The following is a 5,622-nucleotide window of genomic DNA, read 5'->3' on the forward strand; positions in this document are numbered from 1 at the left end:
CGCGCGCCGATGGCCGCGCTGCTGCGGCCCGAGCTGTTCCGCGAGGGCATCGACGGCGAGGCCGTGGACTGGGCCTGCACGCGGCTGCGCGCGCGCAGCGAAGAGCGCAAGCTGCTGCTCGTGATCTCCGACGGCTCGCCGATGGACAGCGCGACCCATCTCGCCAACGATCCGCACTACCTCGACCACCACCTGCGCGAGGTGCTGGCGCGCCAGGAGCAGCAGCGCGACATCGCGATCGCGGGCATCGGCGTGGGGCTGGACCTGAGCCCCTACTACAGCCACAGCCACGTGCTGGACCTCGCGGCCTCGACGGGCAATGCGATCTTCCGCGAGGTAATCGCGCTGATGGCGGGGCGGCATAGGCACTGAGTTCCGCATGGCCCGCGCGCCATGTCAGCCGAAAGTGTCGCGTTGACAAGCGCCATCGGCGTTTGTACATTGAGTTTCAATTATCCGAACGCTGTTCCAATATTTGGAATCTATAGAAAGCGTCGGGACAACGGAGACGCATGGATTCCACGCTCGCCAAAGGCCTCGCCGTCATGGAATGGATGGCACGCCAGGCACGCGCCTGCCGCGTGACCGACGTCGCCCTTGCCTTCGGCATGGCGCGCAGCAATGCCCATCGCACGCTGCAGACGCTGGTGGAATGCGGCTGGGCGGTGCAGGACGCCGACACCAGCGCCTACCGGCCGAGCCTGCGCCTGTTCGAGCTCGGCGCCATGGTCTCCGAGGCGGCCGACATCGGCGCGCTGCTGCGCCCGCACCTCGCGGCGCTGGCGCAGGCCAGCGGCGAGACCATCCATCTCGCGGTGCTCGACGGCGCCGAGATCGTCTACCTCGACAAGTTCGACAGCCCGCTGCCCGTGGCCGCCTATTCGCGCATCGGCGGCCGCGCGCCGGCCTGCTGCGTGGCCTCCGGCAAGGCGATGCTGGCGGCCGCGCGGCTCGATGCCGCCGCGCTGCGGGCGCTGTTCGGCACGCTGCAGCCCCACACGCCGCACAGCATCATCGACTTCGATGCGCTGCAGGCCGAACTCGAACGCAGCCGCGCGCGCGGCTATGCCGAGAACCGCGAGGAATGGCGCCTGGGCGTCTGCGGCCTCGGCGTGCCGGTGTTCGATGCGCGCGGCACGGCCGTGGCCGCCGTCGGCATGAGCGTGCCCTCCATCCGCTTCGCGCGCACCCAGGCGCGCGAACTCTCCGATCGCATCATGGCCTGCGCGCGCGACGCCAGCGCCACGCTGGGCTACCGCCCCGCCACCGCCCCCGCCACCCCAACGAGAAGGAGACCTGCATGAGACTGTCCTTGTCCGCCCCCTGGTTGCGCGCGGGGCTGCTGGCCGCCGCGGCGCTGGCATCGCCGCTGGCCGCGGTCGCGCAGAACGGGAGCGACTACCCCAGCAAGCCGATCAAGCTGATCGTGCCCTACCCGCCCGGCGGCGGCACCGACGTGATCGCGCGCATCGTGCAGGAGCGCTTCCAGACGCTGCTGGGCCAGCCGGTCGTCATCGACAACCGCGGCGGCGCGGCCGGCTCGATCGGCACCGAGCTGGTCGCCAAGTCGCCGGCCGACGGCTACACGGTGCTGTTCACGCTGTCCTCGCACACCATCAACCCGGCCATCTACAACAAGCTCTCGTTCGACACCGCGAAGGACTTCGCGCCCGTGGGCCTGGTGGCCTCGCTGCCGCAGATCCTGGTGGCGAACCCGCAGTTCCCGGCCAGCACCGTGGCCGAGCTGGTCGCGATGGCCAAGGCCAAGCCCGACAGCATCTCCTTCGCCTCGGTGGGCAACGGCTCGCCCGGCCACCTCGCGGGCGAGCTGCTGAAGCTGCGCACCGGCACGCAGATGACGCACGTGCCCTACCGCGGCGGCGGCCCGGCGGTCACCGACGTGATGGGCGGCCAGGTGCCGCTCTTGTGGGTATCGATTCCCGCCGCGGCGCAGTTCGTGAAGGCCGGCAAGCTCAAGGCGCTGGCCGTGTCGACCACCAAGCGCAGCGCCGCCTTCCCCGACGTGCCGACGATGCAGGAGGCCGGCATTCCCGACTTCGACGTCGACTCCTGGTACGCCGTGTTCGTGCCCGCGAAGACGCCGCAACCCGCGATCGACCGGCTCAACCGCGTGATCAACACGGTGGTGAAGGAACCCGAGATCCGCGACAAGCTGCTGGCCCAGGGCAGCGAAGGCGTGGGCGGCACGCCCGAGCAGCTCGGCAAGGTGGTCTCCACGGAACTCGTGCGCTGGAGCAAGCTCGCCAAGGAAGCGAACATCCGCGTCGACTAGTTTTTTCTTCTCTTCTTGATGAACGGCGCCACGGGCGCCGAGCGATTTCCATGAACACCTCCGCATCCTCCTCAGAAACCTCGGGCCCCATCGTCGAACTGGTGGCACGTGCCCGCGCGGCACAGCGCATCTACGAGACTTGGTCGCAGGCCCAGGTCGACATGGCGGTCACGGCCGCCGGCTGGGCCCTCATCGAACCCGCGCGCAACCGCGAGCTGGCCGAACTGGCGGTGGCCGACACGGGCGTGGGCAACGTCGAGGACAAGGTGCGCAAGAACCACCGCAAGACCTTCGGCCTGCTGCGCGACCTGCAGGGCGCGCGCTCGGTCGGCGTGATCGCCGAGGACCCGGCGCGCGGCATCGTCGAGATCGCGCGGCCGGTCGGCGTGGTGTGCGCGATCACGCCCTCGACCAACCCGGGCGCGACGCCGGCCAACAAGATCATCAATGCGCTCAAGGGCCGCAACGCGGTGATCGTCGCGCCCTCGCCCAAGGGCTGGTCGACCGCGGCGCGGCTGATCGAGTTCATCCACCAGCAGTTCGACCGCATCGGCGCGCCACGCGACCTGGTGCAGCTGCTGCCCGCACCCGTCAACAAGCAGTCGACGGCCGAGCTGATGCGGCTGTGCGACCTGGTGGTGGCCACCGGCTCGCAGGCCAATGTGCGCGCCGCCTATGCGAGCGGCACGCCGGCCTTCGGCGTGGGCGCCGGCAATGTCGCGGGCATCGTCGACGAAACGGCCGATACCGAGGCCGCGGCCGATCGCATCGTTCGCTCGAAGACCTTCGACAACGCGACCAGCTGCTCGTCGGAGAACAGCCTGGTGGTCGTCGACGCGGTGCGCGCGCGCCTGCTCGCCGCGCTCAAGGACCGCGGCGCCGTGATGCTCGGCGAGGCGCAGAAGGCCACGCTGCAACGACTGATGTGGCCCGAGGGCAAGCTCTCGGCCGCGGTCATCGGCCAGTCGGCGCGCGCCATCGCCGAGCGCGCCGCCGAGGTCGACGGCGCCAACCGCGCGGCCTGGCAGGCGATCGCCGAGGCCGATCCGCGCATCCTGATGGTGGCCGAGGACGGCGTGGGCCACGACCATCCGTTCTCGGGCGAGAAGCTCAGCCCCGTGCTCGCGGTCTATGCGGCGCGCGACTTCGCGCATGCGGCCTCGATCGTCGGGCGCATCTACGGCTACGAGGGCGCGGGCCATTCGGTGGGCCTGCACTCGGCCGTGCCCGAGCGCGCGCTCGAGCTCGGCCTGACGCTGCCGGTGTCGCGCGTGATCGTCGACCAGGCGCACTGCATCGCCACCGGCGGCAGCTTCGACAACGGCCTGCCGTTCTCGCTCTCGATGGGCTGCGGAACCTGGGGCCGCAACAACTTCTCCGACAACATGAACTACCGGCACTACCTGAACATCACGCGCGTGTCGCGGCCGATCGCCGAGCAGGTGCCGAGCGAGGAACAGATCTTCGGCGCCTTCTTCGCGCAGCACGGAGCGCACTGAGCATGGCGGCGGGCGACGGCGACACCGTCCATGGCCTGATCGAGCAGGTCGCCGCGCGCCAGCCGGGCGCGGTGTATGCGCTGTCCACCGAAAGCGAGGCGCGCATCGACTGCGCCGCGCTCGCGCTCGGTTGCCGCCGCGTGGCCGGTGCGCTGCAGGCGGCCGGCGCGCGGCCCGGCGACACGGTCTCGGTCGTGATGCCCAACGGCCTGCAGACGCTGCGGCTGCTGCTCGGCGCCATGCATGCGGGCATGGTCGTGAACCCGGTCAACCTGCTGTCGCAGCCCGAGCAGATGCGCTATGTGCTCACGCACTCCGACTGCCGCGTGGTCTGCGTGGCGCCCGAGTGGGAAGAACGCGTGCGCGCGATGCTCGCGGACATCGGCCGGCCGGTGTCGGTGCTGGTGGCCGATCCCGACGGGCTCGCGCTGCCGGGGGAAGGCGAAGCGAAGGAGCATCCCGCGCCCTCGCCCGACGCGGTCGCGCTGCTCATGTACACCTCGGGCACCACGGGCCAGCCCAAGGGCGTGATGCTCACGCAGCGCAACCTCGCGGCCAACGCGCAGGCGATCAGCGCCGAGCACGAACTGGGAAGCGCCGACCGCGTGCTCGCGGTGCTGCCGCTCTATCACATCAACGCCTTCTGCGTGACCATGCTGGCGCCGCTCGCGCACGGCGGCAGCCTCGCGATGCCGCCGAAGTTCTCGGCCGGCCGCTTCTGGGAGCAGGCCGCGCAGGCCGGCTGCAGCTGGATCAACGTGGTGCCGACCATGATCTCGTACCTGCTCGAGGGCGAGGCGCCGGCGCGCGAACGCACGGCCGCCATCCGTTTCTGCCGCTCGGCCTCGGCCGCGCTGCCGCCCGAGCACCACCGCGCCTTCGAGCGCCTGTTCGGCATCGGCATCGTCGAGACCATGGGCCTCACCGAGACCGCCGCGCCCTCGTTCTCGAACCCGCTCGACCCGGCGCGGCGCAAGCTGGGCTCGGTCGGCCGCGCCTCGGGCTGCGCGGCGCGCGTGATCGACGCGGCACTCGCCGAAGTGCCCGACGGCAGCACCGGCGAACTCGCGATCCGCGGGCCCAACGTGATGCGCGGCTACTACAAGAACGAGGAGGCCACGCGCGCCAGCTTCACGCCCGACGGCTGGCTGCGCACCGGCGACCTCGGCCACCGCGATGCCGACGGCTTCTTCTTCGTCACCGGCCGCATCAAGGAACTGATCATCAAGGGCGGCGAGAACATCGCGCCGCGCGAGATCGACGAGGCCCTGCTGCGGCATCCCGCCGTGCTCGAGGCCGCGGCCGTCGGCGTGCCCGACCGCCACTACGGCCAGGAGGTCGGCGTGTGCATCGTGCTGCGCGAGGGCAGCGCCTGCGGCGAGGACGAGCTGCGTGCCTTCAGCGCCGAGGCGCTCGGGCGCTACAAGGCGCCGGGCCACTACCGCTTCGTGACCGACCTGCCGCGCGGGCCCTCGGGCAAGGTGCAGCGGCTCAAGCTGCTGCCGCTGTTCGCGGCATGAACCCGGCCGACCTGCTGACGCCGCCGCTGGCGCCGCTGCTGCTCGCCTACAGCCTGTGCGTGGTGTTCGCGGCCGGCGTGGTGCGCGGCTTCGCGGGCTTCGGCTTCTCGGCCATCACGGTGGCCGGCATGTCGCTCGTGGTCTCGCCCGCGCTGGTGGTGCCCGCGATCTTCATGCTCGAGATCCTCGCGAGCCTGAGCCAGCTGCGCGGCATCGCGCGCGACGTCGACATGCCCTGGCTCGGCTGGCTGATGCTCGGCAACCTGCTGTTCATCCCGCTCGGCGTGGCGCTGTTGGCCTGGCTGCCCGA

Annotated in this window: 6 protein-coding genes; all 6 read left to right on the plus strand. The window is 71.0% G+C overall.

Annotated elements, in window-relative coordinates; genetic code table 11:
* Positions 1 to 372 (plus strand): cobaltochelatase CobT-related protein (locus AC27VN_RS31000; protein ID WP_490879037.1); only part of this gene is annotated, 372 nt, incomplete at its 5' end.
* A 140-nt stretch (positions 373 to 512) separates the two neighbouring features.
* The gene (locus AC27VN_RS31005) at positions 513 to 1,304 is read left to right on the plus strand and encodes an IclR family transcriptional regulator (protein ID WP_490879038.1); all 792 of its coding nucleotides are present in this window, start codon (positions 513 to 515) and stop codon (positions 1,302 to 1,304) included.
* Positions 1,301 to 2,293 carry a tripartite tricarboxylate transporter substrate binding protein gene (locus AC27VN_RS31010; RefSeq protein WP_490879039.1) on the plus strand — a complete coding sequence of 331 codons (993 nt, stop codon included), beginning with the start codon at positions 1,301 to 1,303 and terminating at the stop codon, positions 2,291 to 2,293. The genes AC27VN_RS31005 and AC27VN_RS31010 overlap by 4 nt, the downstream gene beginning before the upstream one ends.
* A gap of 50 nt (positions 2,294 to 2,343) precedes the next feature.
* A complete protein-coding gene (gene sauS, locus AC27VN_RS31015) occupies positions 2,344 to 3,792 on the plus strand; it encodes an acylating sulfoacetaldehyde dehydrogenase (RefSeq protein WP_490879040.1) in 1,449 nt (482 codons plus the stop codon).
* 2 nt (positions 3,793 to 3,794) lie between these two features.
* A complete protein-coding gene (locus AC27VN_RS31020; protein ID WP_490879041.1) occupies positions 3,795 to 5,312 on the plus strand; it encodes an AMP-binding protein in 1,518 nt (505 codons plus the stop codon).
* Positions 5,309 to 5,622 (plus strand): TSUP family transporter (locus tag AC27VN_RS31025; RefSeq protein ID WP_490879042.1); only part of this gene is annotated, 314 nt, incomplete at its 3' end. The genes AC27VN_RS31020 and AC27VN_RS31025, both read left to right, overlap by 4 nt.

Source organism: Variovorax sp. 20P10.2.4 (genome assembly GCF_058244205.1).

Bases quoted from the DNA above. Each gene is read 5' to 3' on its own strand.
- AC27VN_RS31005 (WP_490879038.1), top strand. From the start codon at position 513: ATGGATTCCACGCTCGCCAAAGGCCTCGCCGTCATGGAATGGATGGCA.
- AC27VN_RS31020 (WP_490879041.1), top strand. From the start codon at position 3,795: ATGGCGGCGGGCGACGGCGACACCGTCCATGGCCTGATCGAGCAGGTC.
- AC27VN_RS31010 (WP_490879039.1), top strand. From the start codon at position 1,301: ATGAGACTGTCCTTGTCCGCCCCCTGGTTGCGCGCGGGGCTGCTGGCC.
- sauS (WP_490879040.1), top strand. From the start codon at position 2,344: ATGAACACCTCCGCATCCTCCTCAGAAACCTCGGGCCCCATCGTCGAA.